General features: G+C 69.6%; 19 protein-coding genes and 5 pseudogenes. 16 read left to right on the top strand and 8 right to left on the bottom strand.

The features are described from left to right. Window positions 1-778: 778 nt before the first annotated feature. Complete coding sequence (katG, locus tag OG252_RS01910; protein WP_329345059.1) at window positions 779-2,968, top strand: catalase/peroxidase HPI; 2,190 nt, start codon at window positions 779-781, stop codon at window positions 2,966-2,968. Between the two features lie 227 nt (window positions 2,969-3,195). On the opposite strand, the gene OG252_RS01905 is transcribed toward katG, so the two are convergent. Further along, window positions 3,196-3,588, bottom strand: a complete 393-nt coding sequence (locus tag OG252_RS01905; protein WP_266452461.1) for a VOC family protein — start codon at window positions 3,586-3,588, stop codon at window positions 3,196-3,198. 186 nt (window positions 3,589-3,774) lie between these two features. After that, window positions 3,775-4,109 (bottom strand): annotated as a pseudogene (locus OG252_RS01900) (alpha/beta hydrolase); the annotation flags it as partial. A gap of 40 nt (window positions 4,110-4,149) precedes the next feature. Here OG252_RS01900 and OG252_RS01895 point away from each other — a divergent pair. The 6 genes and pseudogenes from OG252_RS01895 (at window position 4,150) to OG252_RS01870 (ending at window position 11,811) form a co-directional block, all read left to right on the top strand. Beyond that, window positions 4,150-5,213 (top strand): annotated as a pseudogene (locus tag OG252_RS01895) (helix-turn-helix domain-containing protein). A 288-nt stretch (window positions 5,214-5,501) separates the two neighbouring features. Next, a complete protein-coding gene (locus OG252_RS01890; protein WP_266452462.1) occupies window positions 5,502-6,161 on the top strand; it encodes a (2Fe-2S)-binding protein in 660 nt (219 codons plus the stop codon). A 5-nt stretch (window positions 6,162-6,166) separates the two neighbouring features. Further along, window positions 6,167-7,147, top strand: coding sequence for an FAD binding domain-containing protein (locus tag OG252_RS01885; RefSeq protein ID WP_329333172.1), 981 nt, complete (start codon window positions 6,167-6,169; stop codon window positions 7,145-7,147). Further along, window positions 7,144-9,339: a xanthine dehydrogenase family protein molybdopterin-binding subunit gene (locus OG252_RS01880; protein ID WP_266452466.1), complete on the top strand. Its 2,196-nt coding sequence runs from the start codon at window positions 7,144-7,146 to the stop codon at window positions 9,337-9,339. Before OG252_RS01885 ends, OG252_RS01880 begins: the two co-directional genes overlap by 4 nt. Window positions 9,340-9,490: 151 nt before the next feature. After that, window positions 9,491-10,834 (top strand): XdhC family protein, encoded by a 1,344-nt coding sequence (locus OG252_RS01875; RefSeq protein ID WP_443068378.1) that lies wholly within the window; start codon window positions 9,491-9,493, stop codon window positions 10,832-10,834. A gap of 113 nt (window positions 10,835-10,947) precedes the next feature. Continuing rightward, on the top strand, window positions 10,948-11,811 hold the full coding sequence (locus OG252_RS01870) for a helix-turn-helix domain-containing protein (protein WP_329333169.1): 864 nt from the start codon (window positions 10,948-10,950) through the stop codon (window positions 11,809-11,811). A gap of 95 nt (window positions 11,812-11,906) precedes the next feature. On the opposite strand, the pseudogene OG252_RS01865 reads toward OG252_RS01870, so the two are convergent. Both OG252_RS01865 and OG252_RS01860 read right to left on the bottom strand, forming a co-directional pair. Next, window positions 11,907-12,068 (bottom strand): annotated as a pseudogene (locus tag OG252_RS01865) (SDR family oxidoreductase); the annotation flags it as partial. Between the two features lie 388 nt (window positions 12,069-12,456). Next, a complete protein-coding gene (locus OG252_RS01860) occupies window positions 12,457-12,903 on the bottom strand; it encodes a DUF6086 family protein (protein WP_329333167.1) in 447 nt (148 codons plus the stop codon). Between the two features lie 116 nt (window positions 12,904-13,019). Here OG252_RS01860 and OG252_RS01855 point away from each other — a divergent pair. Beyond that, window positions 13,020-13,819 (top strand): annotated as a pseudogene (locus tag OG252_RS01855) (IS5 family transposase). A gap of 50 nt (window positions 13,820-13,869) precedes the next feature. Here OG252_RS01855 and OG252_RS01850 read toward each other — a convergent pair. Then, the gene (locus OG252_RS01850) at window positions 13,870-14,739 is read right to left on the bottom strand and encodes a helix-turn-helix domain-containing protein (RefSeq protein WP_266452472.1); all 870 of its coding nucleotides are present in this window, start codon (window positions 14,737-14,739) and stop codon (window positions 13,870-13,872) included. A gap of 181 nt (window positions 14,740-14,920) precedes the next feature. Here OG252_RS01850 and OG252_RS01845 point away from each other — a divergent pair, with 181 nt between their 5' ends. From OG252_RS01845 to OG252_RS01810, 8 genes and pseudogenes are all read left to right on the top strand, one after another. After that, the gene (locus OG252_RS01845; RefSeq protein ID WP_329333164.1) at window positions 14,921-15,937 is read left to right on the top strand and encodes a zinc-dependent alcohol dehydrogenase family protein; all 1,017 of its coding nucleotides are present in this window, start codon (window positions 14,921-14,923) and stop codon (window positions 15,935-15,937) included. An 85-nt stretch (window positions 15,938-16,022) separates the two neighbouring features. Beyond that, a complete protein-coding gene (locus OG252_RS01840) occupies window positions 16,023-16,688 on the top strand; it encodes an SDR family NAD(P)-dependent oxidoreductase (protein WP_329333162.1) in 666 nt (221 codons plus the stop codon). A 15-nt stretch (window positions 16,689-16,703) separates the two neighbouring features. Continuing rightward, window positions 16,704-17,234: a cyclophilin-like fold protein gene (locus OG252_RS01835; protein WP_329333160.1), complete on the top strand. Its 531-nt coding sequence runs from the start codon at window positions 16,704-16,706 to the stop codon at window positions 17,232-17,234. 116 nt (window positions 17,235-17,350) lie between these two features. After that, the gene (locus OG252_RS01830; protein WP_329333158.1) at window positions 17,351-18,607 is read left to right on the top strand and encodes an MFS transporter; all 1,257 of its coding nucleotides are present in this window, start codon (window positions 17,351-17,353) and stop codon (window positions 18,605-18,607) included. 69 nt (window positions 18,608-18,676) lie between these two features. After that, window positions 18,677-19,012, top strand: a pseudogene (locus tag OG252_RS01825) (SDR family NAD(P)-dependent oxidoreductase); the annotation flags it as partial. A gap of 58 nt (window positions 19,013-19,070) precedes the next feature. Continuing rightward, window positions 19,071-19,451 (top strand): SDR family oxidoreductase, encoded by a 381-nt coding sequence (locus OG252_RS01820; protein WP_329333156.1) that lies wholly within the window; start codon window positions 19,071-19,073, stop codon window positions 19,449-19,451. 86 nt (window positions 19,452-19,537) lie between these two features. Continuing rightward, a complete protein-coding gene (locus tag OG252_RS01815) occupies window positions 19,538-20,305 on the top strand; it encodes an SDR family NAD(P)-dependent oxidoreductase (RefSeq protein WP_329333154.1) in 768 nt (255 codons plus the stop codon). Window positions 20,306-20,341: 36 nt separating this feature from the next. Continuing rightward, entirely contained in the window at window positions 20,342-20,755 is a 414-nt protein-coding gene (locus OG252_RS01810; protein ID WP_266452485.1) for a (R)-mandelonitrile lyase, read from the top strand. 104 nt (window positions 20,756-20,859) lie between these two features. Here OG252_RS01810 and OG252_RS01805 read toward each other — a convergent pair whose 3' ends face one another. The 3 genes from OG252_RS01805 to OG252_RS01795 all read right to left on the bottom strand — a co-directional run bounded on the left by OG252_RS01805 (window position 20,860) and on the right by OG252_RS01795 (window position 23,817). After that, window positions 20,860-21,462, bottom strand: a complete 603-nt coding sequence (locus tag OG252_RS01805; protein WP_329333151.1) for a hypothetical protein — start codon at window positions 21,460-21,462, stop codon at window positions 20,860-20,862. Between the two features lie 657 nt (window positions 21,463-22,119). Next, window positions 22,120-22,323, bottom strand: a complete 204-nt coding sequence (locus OG252_RS01800; protein ID WP_329333149.1) for a hypothetical protein — start codon at window positions 22,321-22,323, stop codon at window positions 22,120-22,122. A gap of 273 nt (window positions 22,324-22,596) precedes the next feature. Beyond that, a complete protein-coding gene (locus OG252_RS01795) occupies window positions 22,597-23,817 on the bottom strand; it encodes a metallophosphoesterase (protein WP_329333147.1) in 1,221 nt (406 codons plus the stop codon). Between the last annotated feature and the right edge of the window lie 235 nt (window positions 23,818-24,052).

The following is a 24,052-nucleotide window of genomic DNA, read 5'->3' as shown; positions in this document are numbered from 1 at the left end:
CACCTGCTTGAACGCGAAAGATTGGATCCCTCGATTACAGCCACCTGCTACCCGGCCTGGTGGGTAGCAGGTGGCCATGCTGCTGGTTGCGGGAGTGATCGGCGCAGCCAGTGTGGCTGGCGTCCCATCGGAGGCGCTGGGCCCGCTGTTGGGCGGCAGCGCAGTCCTGGCGGTCTTGGTCCTTTTCCGTGACCGCGGAGACTCTGGAAGAACCCAAGTTTCTTCGGGCTGTATGAAACCAAAACGGGAGGGCGCGAGCCAAGGCCAATCGCGAGGGTTGGCCCGCGTCGGGTCCAGATCTTCGTCAGCCGCGGCCGACCACCCGCACCGCTTGCCCCCGACCGGCGTCGGCGGGGCCCCTGCTCCGTTACCTGGGGGCGGGCACGGGCCGGATGCGTGAGCGGCATCCTCGGGGTCGGTCGCCTCCGCGTCGGCGCTCGGCCGCGCGAGTCGCGATGACTCTGGGCAGCATCGACGTAAGGCCGGCCACCCGGGGTGGCTACGGTCGCAGGTTCGCGTTGAGCAACACCCCGGCTGAATGGCCGAACTCGCCGGTGTGCCGCGCCGTCTGCTCCACGAGTGTGAGGTCAGGCACCTGGCCCCGTCGGCTCGGAAATCGACTGCCAAGCAGGAAAAGAATCCTTTGCTCGCATGTTTGTCATGCGGGGTGCTCTGCGTGTTTCGTAGCGGTGCCGTCTGCGGTGCGCGACCATACGGACGCCGACATCACATTCATCGGCATGGTGCGTGGAATCACCGAGACAGAAAGAAGGACGACGTGTCCGGTAGCGAAAGCGAGAACCCGGCAATCGCCTCCCCGACCCCCACGCCGACTCGGCCCAGGACGAACCGAGACTGGTGGCCGAATCAGCTGGACCTGCAAATTCTCCACCAACACTCGTCCCACTCCAATCCGATGGACGAGGACTTCGACTACGCGAGACAGTTCGCGACCCTCGACCTGGACGCGCTGAAGCAGGACGTCTTCCAGGTAATGACGACGTCACAGGACTGGTGGCCTGCCGATTACGGCCACTACGGGCCGCTCTTCATCCGGATGAGTTGGCACGCCGCGGGCACGTACCGTGTCGCCGACGGCCGGGGCGGTGGCGGCAGCGGCGCCCAGCGCTTCGCCCCCCTCAACAGCTGGCCGGACAATGCGAGCCTCGACAAGGCACGCCGTTTGCTGTGGCCGGTCAAGCAGAAGTACGGTCAGAAAATCTCCTGGGCCGACCTTCTGGTCTTCGCCGGTAACTGCGCCATGGAATCAATGGGATTCAAGACGTTCGGGTTCGGATTCGGGCGAGAGGACATCTGGGAACCCGAGGAGATCTTCTGGGGGCCCGAGGACATCTGGCTCGGAGATGAGCGCTACAGCGGCGACAGGGAACTCGCCGCGCCCTTCGGGGCCGTGCAGATGGGACTGATCTACGTCAATCCGGAGGGGCCCAACGGCAACCCGGATCCGCTGGCGGCCGCCCGGGACATTCGCGAGACATTCGGGCGCATGGCGATGAACGACGAGGAGACGGTCGCGCTCATCGTCGGCGGCCACACGTTCGGCAAGTGCCACGGTGCGGTCGATCCCGCGTACATCGGCCCGGAACCCGAGGCCGCACCCATCGAGCAACAGGGCCTCGGCTGGCGGAACACGCACGGCAGCGGAAAGGGCGCCGACGCGCTCACCAGTGGGCTAGAGGGCGCATGGACCGCCGAGCCGACCAGGTGGGACAACGGGTATCTGGACAACCTGTTCAGGTACGAATGGGAGCTGACTACGAGCCCCGCCGGTGCCAAGCAGTGGACTCCCACGGATCCTTCGGCCAAGGGCACGGTGCCCGATGCTCATGATCCGTCGAGGAGGCACGCTCCCATGATGCTGACGACGGACCTCGCGCTGAAGCTGGATCCGATCTACGGCCCGATCTCGAAGAGCTTCCACGAGAATCCGGGCAGGCTCGCGGAAGCCTTCGCCAAGGCGTGGTACAAGCTGCTGCACCGCGACATGGGACCCGTCACGCGTTACCTCGGCCCGTGGGTTCCCGAGTCGCAGCTGTGGCAGGACCCCGTCCCTGAGGTCGATCACCGACTCGTCGTGGACGAGGACATCGCTGCTCTCAAGAGCAGGATCGTCGCCTCAGGACTGTCCATCTCCCAGCTGGTCACCACCGCTTGGGCGTCCGCGGCGAGCTTCCGCGGCACCGACAGGCGTGGCGGGGCCAACGGGGCACGGATTCGCCTCGCGCCGCAACGGGACTGGGAGGTCAACCACCTGCCCGAGGTGGCCGAGGTGCTGCAGAAGCTGGAGCAGATTCAGCAGGACTTCAACCTCTCACATGCCGGCGGCACGAGGGTCTCGCTCGCCGACCTGATCGTCCTGGGCGGGTGCGCGGCCGTCGAGCAAGCCGCGAAGAACGCCGGTTACGACATCACCGTCCCGTTCGCACCGGGGCGCACGGACGCCTCGCAGGAACAGACCGACGTGGAGTCGTTCGCCGTGCTCGAACCCAGGGCCGACGGATTCCGGAACTACGTCCGCGCGGGAGAGAAGTTGTCGCCGGAGACACTCCTGCTGGACCGCGCCAATCTGTTGACGCTGACCGCCCCCGAGATGACGGTACTGATCGGCGGCATGCGGAACCTCAACACCGGCTATCAGCGATCCTCACACGGCGTCTTCACTCACCGGCCGGAGACACTGACCAATGACTACTTCGTCAACCTGCTCGACATGGGCACGGAGTGGAAGGCGTCAACTTCGGACGAGAACGTGTTCGAAGGCCGGGATCGCGCCACAGGCGAGCTCAAGTGGACCGCTACCGCGGTCGACCTCATCTTCGGTTCACACTCCCAGCTTCGAGCCGTCTCGGAGGTCTACGCGTCCCAGGACGCGGGACACAAGTTCGTGCGTGACTTCGTGGCTGCATGGGACAAGGTGATGAACCTCGATCGGTTCGACCTCTCCTGACCCCAACCGATGTCCCGCCGATGTCCCGGCCGGGGCGGTGACGCCGATCGCTCAGAGCTCCCGCAGCGCTTCCACGGCGGGCACGCGCGCTCCACTCCCAGCACGCGTGCCCGCCGCCCGCCCAAAGTGCCACTCGAAGCACAGCGGCTCTGCGGCACCCTGGGCTACCCGGCCTGTTCCCGCAGTCGGAGAGCGACATCCGGGCAATGCCGGACCGGGCGCGATCGTCAATGCTCCTGGAGCACGGAGAGAACGTTCCCGGCGGGGTCGGTGAACCAGGCGATCGCCGCAGGGCCGCCGTCACCGACGCGGACCACGCCCTTCCCGTCATGGTCGAACCCGGGATAGCGCTCAAGGCTCACGCCGCGCCGCTCCAGTTCATCGACGGCGGCCTCGATGTCGTCCACAGGGAAGTTGAGAATCGTGAACGTTGCGGGGGTGTGGGCCTCCTTCGGGTAGACGAAGACACGTGCGCCGCTGCCGAGGGTGAGGGTCAGCATCGCCATGTCCCCCTGCCCGGTCTCCTCCACCTGGAGACCGAGAGTCTCACCGTAGAACCGGCGGGCCTCGCCAAGGTCGTCGACCGCGAAGCCGCTGAACGCCTGCGACTGTCCGAACATGCCGTATGTCTCCTTCACAGGTGAACTGTCACGAGATCTCAGGGCACACCACACGCACCACGGTCAACGGCACGCCACGCGGTCGACGCCCGGATGGTCGTGCGCCCTTCACCCTCATCCAGCGATGGCCGGCCGCCGCCTGTGCTCCGCCGACGGACTCATCCTCGCGGAAAGTCACCGGAGCCAGCTGACGGTGGCGACGGCCTTGACGCGGTGGTCGGTCGCGGCGGCGTCCACGACGTGGCCGCCGCCGGTGCGGATGCCCAGCACGCCGATGCGGCCCGGACAGACCTCCTGACGCGTGGTCAGGTAGCTGACGGCGTTGGTGACGTCCTCGGCGCGCTGGAAGGGATCTTCCAAGAAGCGTGGCCCCCTTCGCCCTCGCCCTGAAAGGCCGCGTCGAAAGCGAGGGCGGCGAAGCCGAGGGCGGCCAGCCGTCGCGCATAGGGATCAGCCGTCTGCTCCTTCACGCCGCCAAATGGGTGGGCAATTACGATCGCGGGCAGGGATGCCGGTACACCGCCACAGGCATCGGGGTGTAGGGGTTCCGGAAAGAATTCGGTGGCCGGAGCTGGTCTCCGGCCCTGCCCATACCTCGCTGCCAGTGTCGCGTCTGCCCGCAAGAGGGGAGAGTTCCATCTCGGGAGTACGTCCGTGAGCTGTCGGCAGCCGGGTGGCGTGAATTTCCGGGAGGGTAGGGCATCCTGGGATAAAATCGACCCCGTCACAACTCGATGGTTTCATGCGACAGTTACTTGCGTGGAAAGCAGCATACATTTGCAGGAGCTGGGTGAATTCCTCAAAGCCCGGCGAGCGGAATTGAGTCCGCGCACGGTCGGGCTGCCGGAGACCGGAGGGCCACGAAGAGTGCCGGGTCTGCGGCAGGACGAGGTCGCCCGGTTGGCCGGGCTCAGCAGCTTTCACTACACCCGTCTGGAGCAGGGGCGCGCAGGGCCGTCGGCGGCCGTGCGCGCGACGCTCGTCCGCGTCCTGCACCTGAACGACGAACAGCGAGATCGCCTGTTCGAGCTGGCCGGCAAGGTGGGGGTCAAGGTCTGTCGACGGCCGGCGCAGAAGGTCCAGCCCCAGGTGCAACGGTTCCTGGACGACATCCCTTTCGCCCCGGCGCTGGTACTGGGGCGGTACATGGACATCCTCGCGTGGAACCCGTCGGCCGCCAACCTGTTCACCGACTTCGCCCTGCTGCCGGGGAAGAAGCGGAACTTCATTCGGCTCCTCTTCACCGAGCCCGCGGTGAGGGCGCTGTACGCGGACTGGGAGCGTGTCGCCCATGCTGCGTCACGCAGCTGCGGATGGAGGGAGCCAAATGCCCTGGAGACGCGCAGCTGGCCGAACTGGTGGGTGAACTGTCCGTGGCCGACGCCGACTTCCGGCGATGGTGGGGTGCCCGAGCACGCCACGGCGCTGAGCGTGGGGACAAAGACTCTGCGGCACCGCTCGTCGGGGAGATCACCCTCGACTGGGACAGCTTCACCTGCACCACCGATGCCGAGCAGCAACTGGTGATCTGGACCGCCGAACCCGGTACGGCATCGCACGACAACCTGCGCTTGCTCTCGTCCTGGACGGCGCAGCCGCCCGCACGTGCATCCGATGCTCCCTGATACGCCTGCGTCTTTACCGACTGTCCGCTTCCGTACTTCCGTGCTTGCATTCAACAGCTTTCTCGCTGACGGGAAAAGGCGGCGGAGTTCCCCCTGGGAGAAGAACATCCAGGGAGAAAACTCTCCCTCCCAGAACTGATGCCGATGATGCGAGACTGCCCGGCGTGACCGACCGCGGGCCTCGCAGCACGTGCGAATAGCGCCCGGTGGTGATGACGTCACGGGATTCGCCCCGCCCCTGCCGATGCGCAGGCCAGGTCCCCGCCCGCCGAGTCCGAAAGCGTATGTATGTCCTCCACTGAGTTCACCGATCCAGACGTTCCGCCCCCCACCGACTCCTCCGACTCCACCGAGTCCCCGGCACCACCCACCCGGCGCACGTTCATCGCCACGACCACTGCTGTCGGTGGTGCCGTCGTCGCCGGCGGTCTCATCGCCGGATCGACCTTCATCGATGCGGAGGATGCGGCAGCCGACGAGGCCGCACCCACGAGCCGCGTCTCCCTGACGGTGAACGGCTCTCGCCGAACCGTCACGGTCGACAACCGCACCTCGCTCCTGGACCTGCTGCGCGAGCACTTCGGTCTGACCGGCTCCAAGAAGGGCTGCAACGCCGGCGCCTGCGGCGCGTGCACCGTCCTGGTCGACGGCCGGCGCGTCAACTCCTGCCTGACCCTGGCGGCACGTCTGGAAGGTGCTGAGGTCACCACGATCGAGGGCCTGGCCGACGGCGACGAACTGCACCCGCTGCAGCAGGCGTTCATCGAGCAGGACGCCTTCCAGTGCGGCTACTGCACACCGGGCCAGATCGTCTCCGGGGTCGGCTGCATCCAGGAGGGTCACACCGGTTCACCGGAGGAGATCCGGGAGTGGATGAGCGGCAACATCTGCCGCTGCGGCTGTTACGTGAAGATCGTGCGCGCGGTCGAGCAGACCGCCGGGAAGTAGGGGCAATGCATCCTTTCTCCTTCACCAAGGCCTCCGACACCCGTGAGGCACTCGACGCCGGTCGGCACGGCGGCCGTTACATCGCCGGCGGCACCACCCTCGTCGACCTGATGCGGGAGACCGTCGAGCGCCCCGAGACCCTGGTCGACATCACCGGCCTGCCGTTGCGCGAGGTCACGGTCACCGAGCGCGGCGGCCTGCGCATCGGTGCGCTGGTGAGCATGGCTGAGACGGCCGCGAACCGGAAGGTACGCACCACGTACCCGGTCGTCTCCGAGGCCCTGGAGCTGAGTGCGTCGGCGCAGCTGCGGAACATGGCGACCATCGGCGGCAACATCATGCAGCGCACCCGGTGCACGTACTTCCGTGATGTGACCGCCGACTGCAACAAGCGCGAGCCGGGCTCGGGTTGTGCCGCGCTGGAGGGCTTCAACCGCACGCACGCCATTCTCGGTACGTCCGGCGCCTGTGCGGCCACTCATCCCTCGGACGTCGCCGTGGCGTTCGCGGCGCTGGAGGCGCGGGTGCACCTGCTGGGCCCGGAGGGCGAGCGCACCGTGCCCTTCGCCGACTTCCTGCTGCGACCGGGGAGTACCCCTCAACGTGAACAGGCCCTGAAGCAAGGTGAGTTGATCACCGCCGTGGAGATTCCCGCTCTTCCCCGTCCGCTGAAGTCCGGCTATCTGAAGGTGCGCGACCGGCAGTCCTACGAGTTCGCCCTTACGTCGGCGGCCGTGGCTCTGCACGTGCGTGGCGGGGTGATCCGGGAGGCGAAGGTGGCCGCCGGGGGAGTGGGCACGGTGCCGTGGAAGCTGCCCGCCGTCGAGCAGCATCTGGTCGGTGAGCGTCCCTCGGAGTCGTTGTGGGCGGCAGCCGCTGAGCGAGCCGCCGAAGGAGCCCGCCCGCTGCAGCACAACCGGTTCAAGGTCGAGCTGTTGAAACGGACCGTCGAGCGTCAGCTGCGCGTCGTAGGAGGTACCAAGTGAGCCCCCAGCCGCAGGCCGCCGTGGGTGCGCCGCTGTCGAGGGTGGACGGCCGGCTGAAGGTCACCGGCAAGGCGCAGTACGCCGCCGAGCACGACGTGGACGGGGCGGTGCACGCCGTGATCGTCGACGCGAGCATCGGACGCGGCCGTATCACCTCGGTCGACACCGGTGACGCCGAGAAGCACCCGGGTGTGCTGCGAGTGATCAGTCACCGCAACGCGCCGAAGCTGCCGTACCGCGACAACGCCGGGTCGAACAACCCACCCGGGCGCAGGCTGCGGGTGTTCCAGGACGACCGGGTGCTCTTCCACGGTCAGCCGGTCGCCGTTGTCGTGGCCACGACCCTGGAGGCCGCGCAGCACGGCGCGAGTCTGGTCAAGGTCCGCTACGACGCAGAAGAGCCCTCCACCGACCTGCACGAGGCCGAGCCGGACAAGCCGACGGACTACGCGCGCGGCGACGCGGAAGCCGGCCTGCGCTCCGCACCCGTGCGGCTGGATGTGACCTACCAGCTGGCGCGCAACCACCACAACCCGATGGAGCCGCACGCCACCATCGCCCGCTGGGACGGCAACCGGCTGACCGTGTGGGACAAGACCCAGTGGGTGATGGGCACGCACGACGAGCTCGCCGCCGTGTTCGACCTGCCCGCGGAGTCGGTGCGCGTCATCAACCCGTTCGTCGGCGGCGGCTTCGGCAGCGGGCTGCGGTGCTGGCCGCACACCGTGGTCGCCGCGCTGGCCGCGCGGGTGACAGGCCGTCCGGTGAAGCTGGTGCTGAGCCGCCGGCAGATGTACTTCGGTACCGGCTTCAGGCCGTCGTACGCGTACCGGCTGCGGTTGGGCAGTGATCGGCGCGGCCGGCTGTCCGCGGCGATCCATGACATCGACGCCGAGACCTCCTCGTACGAGACGTTCACCGAGGCCGTCATGGGCGCGGGGCAGATGACCTACAGCATGCCCAACGTCAGCCAGGCGTACCGGACGGTGCCGCTGGACGTGAACACCCCGATCTGGATGCGTGGCCCCGGCTTCGCCTCGGCGTCGTTCGCGATCGAGTCGGCCATGGACGAGCTCGCGGACCGGCTCGGCATCGATCCGATCGAGTTGCGTCGGCGCAACGAACCCAGCGAGGACGAGGCGAGCAACCTGCCGTTCTCCAGCCGGCGGCTGCGTGAGTGCTACACCGTGGGTGCCCGCGAGTTCGGCTGGCAGCGGCGCTCGTCGCGGCCGCGGTCGCGACGCGAGGGCGACTGGCTGATCGGCTTGGGCATGGCCGCCGGCGTCTATGACTGCGGGCGTTTTCCCGCGCAGGCCCGGGCCCGGCTGGACGCCGACGGCACCGCGGTGGTCGAGGCGGCCACCAGTGACATGGGGCCGGGCACCTACACCTCGCAGACTCAGGTGGCCGCGGACGCCCTCGGGCTGACCATGCGTACGGTGACCTTCCGGCTCGGCGACTCGCTGTATCCGCCGACGTCGCCGCACGGTGGCTCGGCGACCATGGCCAGTGTCGGCTCGGCAGTCGTCGACGCCTGCAACCAGGTGCGGCAGCAGGCGATCCGGCTGGCCGTCGAGGACCGCGAGTCGCCGCTGTACGGGGTGGACGCCAAGGATGTGGTGGTGCGCAGCGGTCGGCTGCACGTGCAGGGCAACCCGGCACGCGGTGAGAGCTACCGCAGCCTGCTGACCCGCCACGACCGCACCCATCTGGAAGCACGGGGAGAATATGCCGGGGCGCCCAGTCCCGCGCGGCGCTCCTACTTCGCCTACAACGCGACCTTCGCGGAGGTCGCCGTGGACGCGGCCCTGGGTCTGGTGCGGGTGCGGCGGATGCTCGGGGTGTACGACGCGGGCCGGATCATCAGCCCGAAGCTGGCCGAGAGTCAGGCGTTCGGCGGCATCGTGGGCGGCATCGGCACCGCCCTGCTGGAACACACCGTCACCGACCACCGCGACGGCCGGATCGTGAACGCCAACCTCGCCGACTACCTCGTCCCGGTGAACGCCGACGTCCCCGAGGTCAGGGCGATCTATCTGGACGGCGAGGACAACGACGGCAACCTTCTGGGCGTGAAGGGGCTCGGTGAGGTCGTGCAGGTGGGTGTGGCGGCCGCGATCGGAAACGCGGTCTTCAACGCCACTGGACGGCGGGTGCGTGAACTGCCCATCACGGCCGAGGCGTTGCTCTGACCCCAGCACGTCGGCACGTCCATTGACCGGTCCGGCAGCCGGTCCCCCGTCCGACTGCCGGACCTCCCCAGGGTCGCCGCCGCCCATGCACTCCCCGTAGGCGCGGCGGCGGCCCGCCCCATGCCCCCACGGCGAACCACGGAGAAGCCCCATGCTCAACATCGCGGACACACTGCAGCACTGGTGCCGCGAGGCACGCCCCTTCGCCCTGGCCACCGTCGTCGGCGTCACCGGCAGCGCACCGTTGCCGGTCGGTACCTCGGTCGCTGTCGACGAGGACGGCAACGCGGTCGGCAGCATCTCCGGCGGCTGCGTCGAAGGCGCGGTCTACGAGCTGTGCCGGCAGGTTCTCGACGACCGCGGCGTCCCGCAGCGTGCCTGGTTCGGCTACTCCGACGACGACGCCTTCGCCGTCGGGCTGACCTGCGGCGGCGAACTCGACGTCCTCGTCCAGCGCGTCGACCCCGCCGCCGACCCCCATCTCGGCGTCGCCCTGGACGACATCGTCCAGGGCAGGCCCACCGCCATGGCGCAGGTGGTCGACGGCCCGCACCACCTGCTGGGCCGCACGGTGTGCGTCCTTGCCGACGGCACCGCCTCCTACGGAACCCTGGACGGAGGGCTGACCGACCGCGTGGTGACCGCACAGGCGGCCGCCCTGCTCCGGTCGGGACGTACCGCCCGCGTCGAGCTGGGCGGAGACGCCGACACCTGCCCGGACCGGCTGTCCGTCCTCGTCCATGTGGCGGCGTCCCGCCCCCGCCTGCTGATCTTCGGCGCCGTCGACTTCGCCGCCGCGCTCAGCCGGGCCGGGGCCTTCCTGGGCTACCGGGTCACCGTGTGTGATGCACGTCCCGTCTTCGCCACCGCTGCTCGCTTCCCGGACGTGGACGAGGTGGTGGTCGACTGGCCCCACCGGTACCTGGAGCACACGGCCGTGGACCGCCGTACCGCCGTATGCGTCCTCACCCACGACGCCAAGTTCGACATCCCCCTGCTCCGGCTGGCCCTCGACCTGCCGGTCGGCTACGTCGGGGCCATGGGATCGCGGCGCACCCACGAACAGCGTCTGAGCCTCCTGCGCGAACAGGGCCTGTCCGACGAACACATCGCCCGCCTGCGCTCCCCGATCGGCCTGGACCTCGGGGCTCACACACCGGAAGAGACGGCCGTCTCCATCGTGGCCGAGATCATCGCCTCCGCCAACCTCGGCAGCGGCCTGCCTCTCTCCCAGGGAACAGGCCCGATCCACCGCCCGGTGCCCGCCCCGGCCGACGGCCGGCCCGGACGCGAAGAGATAGCCGTACGCGCCGGTGTGGGACGCGCCACCGGATCCCCGGTGAACAACGGCTCGCCCCACGTCGGCGACGCGAGCCGTGCGGTCGCCGAGCTGGTCCACGTACCAGCCACAGCCGCCGGAGGGCCCGTGAACCGGACGAATGGTGCCGCGGGCAACGTCCCCGAAACCCAGCCCCGCGCCCTCGCGGAGCCGTGACCGCCGTTCCCGCCTGACCTGTGGACCTTCCTCCCGCAAGGGCGCAACCAGAAGGTCCGAGCTACCGGGACTCCGCTCCGCCATGGGGCCCCATCCTTGGGAGACTGGCTGACATGACCGACAGCGCAGCCCATGAGCTGGGCGAATTCCTGAAAACCCGGCGTGCCGAGCTGACCCCCCGGTCAGTCGGACTGCCCGACTCGGGAGCCCCGCGCCGGGTACCGGGGCTGCGCCGGGAGGAAGTGGCCTTGCTGGCCGCGATCAGTACGGACTACTACACACGGCTGGAACAGGGTCGCATCGACGTGTCCGAACCCGTTCTGGCTGCCCTCGCCCGGGTCCTGAAGCTCGACGACGACCAGCGGGAGTACGCCTTCGAGCTCGCGGGCAAGGCGACCGGCCGCCCGCGCCGACCCGAGGTGCAGGTCGTCAACCCGCAGCTGCAGCGACTGCTCGACGACCTCGCCTCCATCCCGGCCGTGGTCCTCGGGCGCCAGACGGACGTCCTGGCCTGGAACGAGATGGGGGCTGCGCTGGTCGGGGACTTCGGAAAGATCCCGGAGAAGGATCGCAACTACGCGAAGATGATCTTCTCCGACCGTATGAGGGGCCTCTACGCCGACTGGGAGGGCGCGGCCCGTATGTCCGTTGCGCAACTGCGCATGGAGGCGGCTCGCGACCCCGACTCCCCGACGCTCGTCGCGCTGGTCGCAGAGTTGTCGGAGCGAGACGCGGACTTCCGGCGGTGGTGGGCCGAGCATCACGTGGCAGCCCGACGGGTCGGTGCGAAGACGCTGAACCATCCGGCCGTCGGCGAGCTCGTCCTCGAATGGGACACCCTCACCTGCAGCACCGACCCCGATCAGCAACTGACCATCTGGACCGCCGCACCCGGCACGCCCACGCACGACCGGCTGCGCCTCCTCGCGGCCTGGGTGGCTGACGGGAACTCGCTCGCCCCTGGCGCGGCGAGCTGACGACGGTGTGGCGCACGGGCCACGACCGGCTCCGGCGTCGCCGCGGAGCCAGGACTTCACCGACGCGGCCGCCTCACGGCGGTCATGAGGCGACGTCATCGAGCGACGTAGCCACCGTCGACGGGAAGGGCGACGCCGACCACGAAGCTCGCTCCCGGGCTGCACAACCAGAGCACCGCCGCGGCGACCTCATCCGCGTGGCCGAGCCGGCCGATCGGCTGGGCCGCCGCGGCCTCGGACCGGTCGAGTTCGCCCTGCGCTTCTCGCCCGCCTCGTGATGAGAAAGCCGCCGACTTCGTCCTGACTGGTCATCGGTTTCGCCCTTCATAGCGAACGGGCCGGTGCTTCCGTTCATTTGTCTGCCGCGTCGCCCATAGTTATGGGTCACCGTTATGGGTAACCCAAGCTGGAATCTGCCTTTGTTGCTTGTAAGGGGAGTTTTTCTTCCTGGGAGTAGCGGATCCGGGGAGAAAACTCTCCCCCTCAGCCGTCCTGCTATAGAAAAGCCGATCAGATAACCTGGCCCCGACAGGTGTAATCTGCGGTGCTTTTAGAGGACGTCTCAGTTGGGGTCCAGCAAGAGGCAGAAACGGCAAGCTGGCCCAGGGGGTTGGGTCGCCAAGGAGCAGTCCTGGGCGCACTGGCTCAGCGGGCCATCCAGCGGTCCATCTCCCGCGCCCGCGTGTCCAGCGCGGTGACGACGGCGGCTGAGCCGGTCCGGGGACTGGCGGGAACCTGCACCTCGTGCTGGACGCCACCACACACCTCACCGGGCCCCAGTTCGGGCATCTCCACCTCGATTCCCGCGCGCCGCGCGAGCGCGACCGCCGTCGCCACGAACCCCTCGGAGAGCGCGAGGATCACGGCGTGCCCCGTCCGGCAGTGCCAGGCGACCAGGCCGCGTGCGAACTCGGCGTATACGGCCGGATCGACCTCGAGTGTGTCCGGGTCGCCCCAATATTTTCCCTGGCCGATTCCTGATGGCAGATTGAGCTCCGCCTCAAAGACCTCGACCTGCCGTAGGAAGAGGCGGCCGGCACCGTTCGACGGGTTCCACAGCGTCTCGTCACCGATGTCGAAGTACATGCTCATCGCTAATCCCCCTGCTCAGCCGTCCCGGCACAGAGTAGAAGAACGGGCGGGTCGTAGGCACCCGGGTAAAACGGTGCCTCGGGAGGCCAAGGCTCGTTGCTCTGGCATGGGCATAGTTGAGCAGCTGGTACCGGACGGACGGACTCTGGGAGATCTTCCAGGACGTGGCGCCAGAGCCGCCCGTGCGTGCCCAGGGCGGCGGTCGGCGGCGGTGTGACGACCGCGCGGTTCTTGCAGCGATCATCTTCGTCGCCACGTCGGGCTGCACCTGGCGGCAGCTACCGCCGGTCTTCGGCGCCTCCTGGCAAACGGTCCATCGGCGCTTTACTGGCTGGTCCAAGGCCCGGGTGTGGGCAACGTTGCACCGCGTGGTGCTGGATCGACTCGGCGCGAACGACGAGCTGGACTGGTCCCGGTGCGCAATTGACTCGGCCAGTGTCCGGGCGGCCAAAGGGGGCCCTTGACCGGACCGAATCCGACCGATCGCGGCAAGCTCGGGTCGAAGATCCACGTCATCTGGTGACCGCAACGGCCTGCCGATCTCGGTGGGCATCTCCGGTGCCAACCTGCACGACAGCCAGGCCCTGATCCCGCTGATGCGCGGCATCCCGGCGATCCGCTCCCGCTACGGGCCAAGGCGCCGCCGCCCGGCCAAGCTGCACGCGGACAAAGGCTACGGCTTCGACCATCTGCGCGACTGGCTGCGCCGCCGCCAGATCGCTCCCCGCATCGCCCGCCGCGGCATCGAACCTTCCAACCGCCTGGGCCGGCATCGCTGAGTCGTGGAGAAAGGACCATGTCCTGGCTCAACGGATGTCGGCGCCTGCACCGCCGCTACGAGCGCAAGGCAGAGCACTTCCCCGCCTTCGTCGGCATCGCCAGCACCCTTATCTGCTACCGCCGATGCACCAACTGAGACGATGCCTTAGCTCTTCCAGCCGCCTTCATGGCGGCGGCCCGTCTCGGTCAGCTGACGGGGGAGGAGGCCGGCAGGTCCTGGTCGGCGGCCCAGGAGGCCAGGATGCGCAGGCGTTCGTGGGTGGGGGAGTCGGGCCCGGCGGTCCAGACGGTGAGGTGCTGGTCGGGGTCGGTGTTGGCGGTGAGGGTGTCCCAGTCCAGGACGAGTTCGCCGACGACGGGATGGTTCAGTGTCTTCGTGCCCACGGTGCGGGCGGCGACGTGGTGATCGCCCCACCAGCGGGCGAACTGCTTGTCCCGCATGGACAGTTCACCGACCAGCTCGATCAGGCGGGGATCCTCGGGATACTTCGCGGCCTCCATACGTAGTTGGGCGACGGCGATGTGCGCGGAGCTCTCCCAGTCGGCGTACAGGGTGCGCATGGCGGGATCCGTGAAGATGATCCGCGGGTAGTTGCGATGCTTTTCCGCGAGGCGGGAGAAGTCGGTGACCAGTGCGGCGGCCAGCGCGTTCCAGGCCAGGATGTCGCCGCGCCTGCCCTGCACGATGGCGGGTGTGGCGGTGAGGTCGTCCAGGACCCGCTGCAACTGCGGCTGGACCTTCTGCCGGCCGCGCCGCCGGGTACGGGTGCTGGTCTTGCCGGCGAGCTGGAAGAGGTAGCCCCGCTCGTCGTCGTCCAGGTGGAGGACCCGGGCGAGGACGTCCAGCACGGGCGCCGATGCCTGCATACGGCCTTGTTCGAGTCGGGTGTAGTAGTCGGTGCTGATGCTGGCGAGCTGGGCGACCTCCTCGCGGCGCAGCCCCTCCACCCGGCGGGGCCTGTCGGTCTCGGGGAGGCCGACCGTGCGAGGGCTCAGCTCGGAGCGGCGCTTCTTGAGGAATTCTCCCAGCTCATTGAGGGGAAGGTTGGCGGTCATGCTGCCCAGGATGACATCGATCGCACCTGCGTAAGGGGGGAGAATTTCCTCCCCGGATGTTTCCTTCCTGGGATGTTTCTCTCCGCTTTTCGCGCCTGCCCTCGCGGGTGAGGCTCGATCGTGAGCAGTCGTTCCTCACGATGGCTGCGGCTCACCGATCCCCGCACCGAAGGAAGATCCCATGCGCGGAGCAGTCATTCACGCCCCCGGCGATGTGCGCTTCGAGACCCTGGACGACCCGAAGATCCTCCAGCCGACCGACGCCGTCATCCGTACGGTCGCCACCTGTGTGTGCGGCTCGGACCTGTGGCCCTACCGGGGCGCGGAACCCATCGGCGACCCGCACCCGATGGGGCACGAGTACGTCGGCATCGTCGAGGAGGTGGGCAGCGAGGTCACCAACGTCGCGCCGGGCCAGTTCGTGGTCGGTTCCTTCGCGACCTCGGACAACACCTGCGCGAACTGCCAGGGCGGCTGGCAGTCCGCCTGTCTGAACCGCGAGTTCATGAGCACCTGCCAGGCCGACTACGTGCGCATCCCCAACGCCCACGGCACCCTCGTCGCCACCGACGGGCACCCGCATGCCGAGCTGGTGCCCAGCCTGCTCGCCGTCTCGGACGTGATGGGCACCGGCTGGTACGCCGCCCTCGCCGCCGAGGTGAAGCCCGGCTCGACGGCTGTCGTGGTCGGCGACGGCGCGGTCGGCCTGTGCGGTGTCATCGCCGCGAAGGAACTCGGTGCGGAGCGGATCATCGCCATGTCCCGGCACGCATCCCGCCAGAAGCTCGCCCTGGAGTTCGGCGCCACCGACATCATCAGCGAACGCGGCGACGAAGGCGTCGCCCGCGTCAAGGAGCTCACCAGCGGCATCGGCGCCGACTCCGTGCTGGAGTGCGTCGGCACCGCCGAGTCCATGCGGCAGGCCCTGCACTCCACCCGCCCCGGCGGCAACGTCGGCTTCGTCGGCGTCCCGCACGAGGTGGCCATCGACGGCCAGGAGCTGTTCTTCTCCCATGTCGGCCTGCGCGGTGGTCCCGCCCCCGTACGCCGCTACCTGCCCGACCTGATCGACCGAGTCATTACCGGCCGGATCAACCCGGGCAAGGTCTTCGACCTCACCCTGCCCCTGGACCAGGTCGCCGAAGGCTACAAGGCCATGGACGAGCGCCGCGCCATCAAGACCCTGCTCAGGCCCTGAGCGCAGACGCGTCCACACCCGGGGCCGCACCGACGCGGTCCGGCCCCAGGACCGGCAGCCAACCCCGCTCGCACAAGGACTGACCATGACCACCTTCGCCCTCATCGGTGCCGGACCCGGTCTCGGACTGGCCACCGCCCGCCGCTTTGGAGCCGCCGGCCACACCGTCGCCCTCATCGCCCGCGACGCGAAGAAGCTGGACGGTCTGACAGCCGACCTCGCCCGTGACGACGTCCAAGCGCGCGGCTACACGGCCGACGTCCTCGACATCGAGTCCCTGACCGCGGCCCTGTACGTGGCCGCGGCCGACCTGGGCACTGTCGAGATCCTCCAGTACAGCCCCGTGCCCCGCGCCGACTTCATCAAGCCGGTCCTCGACACGAGCGCCGACGACCTGGACGCCCCGCTCGCCTTCTCCGTCAAGGGCCCTGTCGCCGGCGTGCACGCCGTCCTGCCCGGCATGCGGGAACTGGGCCGCGGCACCCTGCTGTTCGTCAACGGCTCCAGCGCCGTACGACCCAATCCGAAGGTCGCCGGCACCTCGATCGCCTTCGCTGCCGAGAGCGCCTACGCCCGCATGCTGCACGACACGCTCGCGGGGGAGAACATCCACGCCGCCCAGCTGATCATTCCCGGAGCGATCCGGCCCGACGCCGAGCACAGCAGCCCCGACGTGCTGGCCGAGCGCCTGTACGACATCCACACCAAGCGGGATGGCTTCCGCCACTACGCCGAGCCTCTGCCCGCCTAGCCCCTGGACGACCACGTGAACCTCTCCCCGCTTCGCGCTCTCGCCCGCGCGGGCCCGGCCGCCGCCCTGCTGCTGGTCATGACCGCCTGCGCCGACGATTCCCCGCCCGCCTCCGCCGCCTCCTCCGCCTCCAAGCCCGCGTCGCCGCGGGCTTCGACGGCCCCGGCAGCCACGACACCGTCCGACAGGAACACCGCCATGGACATCCGGGTCACCCTCGACGGCCGCCCCGTCGACGCCACCCTGAACGACAGCCCCACCGCCCGCGACTTCGCCGCCCAGCTCCCCCTGACTCTCTCCCTGCGCGACCTCAACCAGGCCGAGAAGATCGCCGATCTGCCCCGGAAGCTGTCGACCTCCGGTGCCCTGGAAGGCGCCGACCCCGATGTCGGTGACCTGGCGTACTACGCGCCCTGGAACCAGCTCGCCACCTACTACCGCGACGCCCCCTACGCGACCGGCCTGGTCATCCTCGGGCACATGGCCGATGGCGGCGCCGAGCAGCTCGCCACCGCCGACGAGATCAACATCGAAGCCGCGCCCTGACCCTCACCGATCGCCCCTCACGGGACACCCCCGTGGCCGCGCCGTCCACTGTCCGCCGCGACGGCTTCAGCCGCCACCATGATCCCCTGTTTTCCACGCAAGGAGAGACCCCACGCATGCCTTCCGCATCCGGGACCACCCCCGGCAAGCTGCCCTTCGTCGTCTGGGTGCTCGCCGCCGGCACGTTCCTGATGGGGACCACCGAGTTCGTCGTCGCCGGCCTGCTGCCGGAGCTGGCCGGTGACCTCGGAGTCGGCGTCTCCCACGCCGGCCTGCTGATCACCGCCTTCGCCATCGGCATGATCGTCGGGGCGCCGACCATGGCCATGGCGACCCTGCGCCTTCCCCAGCGCCGGACGCTGATCCTGGCCCTGTCCGTGTTCTGCCTCGGACATCTGGTCGCCGCCCTCAGCACGTCCTTCACGGTCGTCCTCGCCGCCCGCGCCGTCACCGCCCTGGCCACCGGCGCGTTCTGGTCCGTCGGCTTCGTCGTCGCCACCACCGCCGCCGGCCAGCACAACGCCACCCGCGCCACGGGTGTCATGATCGGCGGCCTGACCCTGGCCAACGTCGTCGGCGTGCCGATCGGCTCCTTCGCCGGGCAGTTCACCGGCTGGCGCGGCCCCTTCTGGGCCCTGGCCGTCCTCTCCGGACTCGCCGCCGTGTCCATCGGCCGCTTCATCCCCGCCCAGGAGCAGCGCGCCGAGGTGTCCGTCCGGGCCGAGGTGCGGGCGCTGCGGCAGGGCCCGCTGTGGCTGGCGCTCGGCGCCGCGATGCTGATCATGGGCGGCGTCCTGGCGACGTACACCTATGTCACGCCGCTACTGACCGACCGCGCGGGCATCCCCGAAGGCGCCGTACCGCTCGTCCTCATCGCCTTCGGCGTCGGCGCCCTGGGCGGCACCACCACGGGAGGCCGCCTGGGCGACCGGCGTCCGATGGACACCACCATCACGGCCGCCGCGGCCACCGCCCTGATCCTGCTCCTGATGATCCCGCTGTCCGGCAACCCGGTGACAGCCACCCTCCTCGTGTTCCTCATGGGCCTGACCGGCTTCACGGTCAACCCGGTGGTCACCGCCCTCGCAATGCGCTGCGCGGGCGACGCCCCCACCCTCACCTCGGCGCTGACGACCTCCGCCTTCAACACCGGTATCGCCGCCGGCTCGGCGCTCGCCGGCACGGCCCTGGACTCCTCTCTCGGCCTGACCGGACCGCCCCTGGTCGGCACCGTCATCGCCGCCCTCACCCTTCTGCCCCTGATCGCCCTCGCCGTCCACGGCTCTTCCCGCAAGGGCCGGATCGTGGCCCGGAGCAGCGCTACCACGCACACGCGACGCGACAAACCCGCGCAGGTGCCGTCGCAGCACTGACTCACGCCCGGATCCGCGAACTGCCGAAACGTACCCGACGACGCACCAGCATGCGAGAGGACTCTGCCCATGACCGTGACCAACGAGGCCCTCACCGGCAAGCTGGCCTCCGTGACCGGAGCCGGCATCGGCCGCGCCACTGCCGTCGCCTTCGCCCGGGGAGGCGCCCGTGTCGCCCTCGTGGACCGGTCCCCGGACGGCCTGGGGGAGACCGCACGGCTCATCGAGGAGGCGGGCGGACAGGCCTTGGCCCTCGCCTGTGACGTCACCAGCGAAGACGATGTGCAGTCCGCGCTGGACGGCACCGTCCAGGCGTTCGAACGGCTGGACGTCGCCTTCAACAACGCCGGCATCGAGCAGCCGGTCAAGCCGGCCGCGGACATCGCGAAGGACGAGTGGGACCGCGCCATCGGCGTCAGCCTGACCGGGATGTTCCTGTGCATGAAGTACCAGATCCCCACTGATGCTCCAGCAGGGGGCCGGTACGATCGTCAACGCCTCGTCAGGCGCCAGCGTCAAGGGCTTCAAGGGACAGCCGGCCTACGCCGCGGCCAAGCACGGCGTCATCGGCCTGACCCGCTCCGCCGCCTTCGGCTACGCGGCGTCGAACCTCCGGGTCAAGGCCGTCTGCCTCGGCATCATCGAGACCGAGATGATCCGGCGCTTCGCCGAAAGCACACCCGGAGGACGGGACGCCCTGATCGCGGACGAGCCGATCGGACGCCTCGGCACACCGGAAGAAACAGCAGCCGCCGTGCTCCGGCTCTGCTCGGACGCCGCCTTCTTCACCACCGGCCACGCCCGGTCGTCGACGGTGGCCAAACCGTCTGACAGCGGCTCATGACAAGGCGTCATGGCGCCGCAGCCCATCCGGGCAGCCTCGACGCCACTCGCATCGCCGCACCTCCGCACCTGAAGGGACAACAGGACGTGAACCCCACGTACGACTTCACCGGCCAGGTCGCCTTCGTCACCGGGGCCGGCGCCGGTATGGGTCTGGCGACCGCCCGCGCGTTCGCCCAGTTTGGAGCCGCCGTCGCCCTCACCGACATCGACGAAGCGGCCCTGAACGCGGCCGCGAAGGAACTCACTGACGCCGGCCACCAAGCCCTCGCCCTCACCTGCGACGTCAGCGACGAGGACCAGGTCGCAGCCGCCGTCGACCGCACCGTGGAGACCTTCGGCCGCCTCGACATGGCCTACAACAACGCCGGCATCCAGATCCCGCCCAGTGACGCAGCCGACGAACCCGCCGAACGGTTCGACCGTGTCAACGCCATCAACCTCCGCGGTGTGTGGGCCTGCATGAAACACGAACTGCGGCACATGCGGGCCCAGGGCAGCGGCGCGATCGTCAACTGTTCGTCACTCGGCGGTCTGGTCGGTCTCCCCGGCCGCGCCTCGTACCACGCCTCCAAACACGGAGTCATCGGCCTGACCGCCAGCGCCGCCCTCGAATACGCCCCGCGCGGCATCCGCGTCAACGCCGTCTGCCCCGGCACCATCGACACCCCTATGGTCAGTGACATGATCGCCAAGGGGGAACTCGACCGCGCCGAGGCCGAGGCCAATCAGCCCGTCAACCGGCTCGGCACCGCTGAGGAAATCGCCCAGGCGGTCCTGTGGCTGTGCAGCCCCGGGGCGGGTTTCGTCGTGGGTGTCGCCCTCCCCGTGGACGGCGGCTACGTCGCCCGCTGAAGACAGCCGACGCTTGAAGGAGAGCTGAGAGACACCATGGAATTCATCAAGCAGCAGCCCAGCAGCAAGGCCCCGGCGGACTGGTTCACCGGCGACGTGTGGTGGGACGTCATCGTGGCCGGCCAGGAGCCCTCCCGGATGCGCGCCAACCTGGTCCGCTTCTCACCGGGCGCCCGCACCAACTGGCACTCCCACGCCCTGGGCCAGACCCTGCACGTCGTTTCCGGCATCGCCCTGATCGGCACCCGGGACGGCACCGTCTTCGAGGCCCACCCCGGCGAGACCGTGGCGTGTCCGCCGAACGAGGAGCACTGGCACGGCGCCGCCCAGGACCGGTTCATGGAGCACATCGCCCTGTGGGAGGGCACAGGCGACGGCACCCCCGAGACCACGTGGGCCGAGCCGGTCACCGACCAGCAGTACAACGGCCGCCGCACCCGCGACCAGTAGCCCCGGCCCATCCATCACGCATCCGGGGCTCACTCAGGACCTCACGGCGCCCCGTGGAGTGCCGTGTTGCCGACCTGCGCGGCAGCGCGGCAGCGCGGCAGTGGTCAGCGGTACGAGGATGAGCGCGGCCGCCGCCGTGCCTCTGTCGAAGCCGGATTCGGGCCGCGGAGCCTGCGCCGGGCGACCAGGGGCGAGCCTGCGACCAGCCCGAGGGAGACAAGGGCGAGCTGGCCGGCGTCGGATGGGCAGTCCGACGGTGTGTCGTAGCCGCCGCCATCGAGACCGGCCTGACGTTCGAAGTGGTTGAACGAACCGGGGAAGAACACCTCGTCGAGGGCATACAGCGCGGGGAAGGCGGCAGGCCCGCCGGCGAGCGAGACGGCCGCCCACTGGTCGGCGTGCCGGGCCTCGTGTTCCGCCAGGCGCTGCGTGCGCGGCGAGTCCACCTCCATGCGCTGGTCGGTCAGGAAGACCGTGCCGGACATGGTGCCGGCGCGGACGACTCCGTCGTCCAGGACCGCAGCGGTCGTCCCATTGTCGCCCTGACGCACCTCGCCGCCCTTGCCGACGCCGTAGAGCAGGGCCGCTCCGGAGACCGGCTCGCGGCTGGGGCGGCCACACCGCGCCGCAGCCGGGACGGCGCCCGCCCGCGCAGCGTGCCGACGATGGCGAGGACAAGGCCCACGAAGCCGCCGCAGATCAGGCACGCCGCCCACCACAACGCCCTGCGAGCTCGCCGGTTCCCCGGCCGCATGGCGGCGGGCACCTGTCGCTCCGGGACGGCCGGTCGGCGCTCCGAGGCGACCGTGGGAGCGGGCCGGTCCAGCGCTTTACCGGGCGCGATGCGACGGCTACCCGGACACGGCCGTGTCTGGACCGGGGCGTCGGCCCAGGCGCCTTGGGCGGCGACTGTGCGCAGGTGATCGGCAGCCAGGGCGTACCCCGTGTCCGGGTGAGTGGCCGAGCGGGCGCAGACCATCCCGTACACCTGCCCGTCCGTGGTCATCAGAGGTAGGCCAGTTGCCGGGGCGGGCGGGAGAGCGGATCTGGTAGACGTCGGTGGGGTGACCGAGAACTCGTAGACATCGAAGCCGGCGGCGTCCATCGGGTCGCCACCGTCGCGGCCCGCAGGCCGAGGCCGCCGTTGCGGGTATCCGGCGGCCACGGCGGAGCTGCCTCGCCTCGCGTCGCCTCGCGTCGCCTCGGCGAGGGAGCAGGCCGTGGCATTCAGCCCGGGCACGCACGCGTAGCACCGCGGCGCCGGTGCCCACGTCGTACAGGACGACGGTCGCGGGCAGCCGTTGCCCCGTCCGCCGAGCGGATCCACGGACGGTCCGCGCTGGCGATGACATGGGCGTTGGTCATCACCAGGCCCCCGCCGTAGACGAACCGCTGCCCTCGGAGCCCCGCCCGGTGTCGCCGACCCGTCCGGTGACCTGCACCCTGCTCTGCTGCGCGACACATGTCGCCGTGGCGGTCACGGCGTCGCCGGAGAGCTCGGCGACCCCGGTGGCCGGCTCGCTCTGGAACGGATTGAGCACTCGGGGGAAACCGGCCTCAATGAGCACGCCGGGCTCGGACGACCCACCTGACCTTCTGCTAAGGCAGCCGGTCGGTCAGGGTGTGCATGGTTGTCGACTCGCTATCTGAAGCTGCATGGCGGTCCAGGTGTACGGGGATCCCGCTGCGCTGCCCGCGGTGGCCGAACGACGCCGAACTGCCCAGCATTGGGTACGGCGTTCTGGGATGAGGTGGCCGACCGGCGGCGTCCGCGCATGGGAGGACGAGACAGGCTTCGACTCGGTGAACCGGTCCATGAGGGATGGTCGGCCCGCTCCGTGTTACGGCGTGGGAGGCCGCTGCGGGGAGCGGAGTACGAGCAGGGTGATCTCGCTGGGGGCGAAGACGCGGAACGGCGGGCCCCAGAAACCGGTGCCGCGGCTGGTGTAGAGGAGGGTGCGGGTGCCGTGGCGGCTGAGGCCGGCGACGACGGGCTGGTCGAGGCGGACGAGGTAGTGGAAGGGCCAGATCTGGCCGCCGTGGGTGTGGCCGGAGAGCTGGAGGTCGACGCCGCCTGCTGCGGCCCGGTCGACGAACTTGGGCTGGTGGGCCAGGAGCAGGACGGGCAGGTCGGGGTCGGCGCCGTTCAGGGCTCCGGCGAGGTGGGCGCGGTGGCCGGCCAGACCGGAGTACTCGGCGGTGACGTCATCCACGCCGGCGACCACAAGGGTGTCGCCGCCGCGTTCGAGCAGCAGATGACGGTTGCGCAGCGGCTCCCAGCCCAGCTCGTCCATCAGGTCGACCCAGCCCTGAGCCTCGCTGTAGTACTCGTGGTTTCCGGTGACGTAGACCCGGGCCCGGGTGGCGCGCACGGTGCCGAGCGGAGCGGCCTGGGCGCGGCGGCGTTCGGCCGTGCCGTCCGCGATGTCGCCGGTGTGGCAGACCAGGTCGGCCTCCAGAGTGTTGACCTTCGCGCAGACCCGCGCCGACCAGCGGGCGCGATCGAGCGGGCCGTAGTGGGTGTCGGTGATGAGGACGACGCGGGTGCCGTCCAATCCGGCTCCCAGGCGCGGGAGTTGTACGTCGAGCTGGCGCACCCGTGGCACCCGGCGGGCCTCGGCGTACCCCCAGGCGAGGAGCACGGCGGCTACGCCGAGGACCGCCCAAGTGACGATCCGGGCGCGGTCCTGACCGTCGCCTACGCCGGCCACGGTCAGGGCGAGGCGCAGCAGGACACCGAGCAGGACGGACCAGGTGAACAGCACCCAGCTGGTTCCAAGGAGGGTGTCTCCGACGATCGCCGCCCAGTCCTGCTGCCGCCGGCCGTGGCCGCGCACCATCGCGAGCGGCATGGCGATCAGACCGAGGACGAACAGGGCTGTGCCGCCTGTCGCCACGGGGAGCGGCCAGTGCTGGCCGGCGTGCAGCAGCACCCAGCAGGGCACAGTCCACAGCAGGACGGGAGCGATCAAAGGGATGTAGCGCATCAGGCGGCGCAGCCGGCCCTGCTGGGGCGCTGGCGCCGCACCGTCCTCGGATCGGGTTTCGCTGGTGGCGGTCACGCTTTCCCTTTTCTCAAGTAACCAGACTGCCGACCCGCGCACTGTATCCGGTCGTCCTGGGGGAGGTCTTGCCGATCATTGACGCCCATTTCATGGCAACGTGCGCGACGGGGCGACCGGCCCGGACCCGATCGATCAGGAGTCGTTGGCCGTGCGCCGTCGGACGGGCATGGGGATGGGACCGGTACCGCGAGACCCCGACCTGTGCCGTCACCGACTACCTGGCCATCGAGAC

Source organism: Streptomyces sp. NBC_01352, assembly GCF_036237295.1.
In the GTDB taxonomy this organism is placed as follows: Bacteria; Actinomycetota; Actinomycetes; order Streptomycetales; family Streptomycetaceae; genus Streptomyces; species Streptomyces plumbiresistens.
Note: the sequence above shows the minus strand (reverse complement) of the source record. Positions and strands in the feature narration are given on the sequence as shown.